1 protein-coding gene is annotated in these 1,171 nt (G+C 43.0%); it reads right to left on the reverse strand.

All coding sequences use genetic code 11. From position 1 onward, the window contains the following. Positions 1-14: 14 nt before the first annotated feature. Positions 15-1,052 (reverse strand): IS630 family transposase, encoded by a 1,038-nt coding sequence (locus tag ACQEXR_RS20210; RefSeq protein ID WP_427021042.1) that lies wholly within the window; start codon positions 1,050-1,052, stop codon positions 15-17. Positions 1,053-1,171 lie beyond the last annotated feature (119 nt).

The following is a 1,171-nucleotide window of genomic DNA, read 5'->3' on the forward strand; positions in this document are numbered from 1 at the left end:
CTAAATAGCTGATCCTAATTATGCTTCACTTTTTGTACTCCATGACCACCGCTGGGAAACGATGAAATGTTATCCATAAAGTTTCGAACCCGTTTTAATAGTTGCCACATTGCTTTGCATTGATGATTCCGAGTTACTGTTTCATGTAAGGCATGCCAGAGCTTCTCTATTTTGTTTACCCACGGGGAATACACTGGCTGAAAAAGTAAAATAAACTTCGGATTTTTCTCTAACCAACCCTGTGTCTTTTTACTTTTGTGAATGATGTAATTATCCACGATAAGCGTGATTGTTTTTGCACGGCGATACTGGCGTTTTAACTGCTCAAGAATGGCAATAAACAGCTCTGAGTGCTTATTGGCACTGCAAACATACGAGACTTTTCCCGTCTTAGCATGTAGAGCACCTGCTAGATAGTGTTTGGCATTTTGTCCCGGTGTCGCCACTTTCTTTTGCTGACCTTTGGGCATCCAATCTGCTCCAATTTTAGGGTTTAAGTGGATATCGACCTCATCTTCATAAAACACTGGATTGTCAGCATCGCAACACTCCAATGCCTTTTTGATTCTGGCGAGTTTTGCTTCTTTATCTGGGTCTTTGATATGCAATGTTGGCGAGGCTCTTCGCCAGACAATTCCAAGCTTAGGTAACCATCGACGAATGGTCGATGAGTGTACTTTAAGTCCAAATATCCGATTAACCTCAATCGCCATCAGCTCTGTACTCCAACGTGAACGCTGATATCCCAGACTTTGAGGATTAAGCGTTAATAAAGTCGTCAATATTGCGGCAATTTGAAGAAAAGGTAGCGTCGCAGGTCTACCTCGGGTTGAACTTTCCAAGCCCTCGATACCGCATTCCGTGTACCAGTTAACCCAGCGTCCTATGGAAGAGCGGGCAGCAACCAGAAGCTTTGATACAGTGGTAACGGAATACCCTTGTGAAAGAAGTAATATGGCATTCAAGCGGCGGCAATGGTCTTTATCCTTAGTCTTATGTATCTTTTTAGCGATACGACGTCGCTCTGCGCGGTCAGGTAATGTTAGAATCATGAGAACTCGGTAACGGTTGTAGGTTTGTATGTTTGGCGACTGATCAGATCGCTCAAACGGTACCGAGTTCCCTTCTTTTTCTACAAACCAGTGATCTATATTTAGGAACAGTTATTTAG

The organism is Vibrio sp. TRT 2004 (assembly GCF_050113735.1).
Classification (GTDB): domain Bacteria; phylum Pseudomonadota; class Gammaproteobacteria; order Enterobacterales; family Vibrionaceae; genus Vibrio.

Excerpts from the sequence above, each read along its gene's own strand:
- ACQEXR_RS20210 (WP_427021042.1), bottom strand. The coding sequence starts at position 1,052 with ATGATTCTAACATTACCTGACCGCGCAGAGCGACGTCGTATCGCTAAA.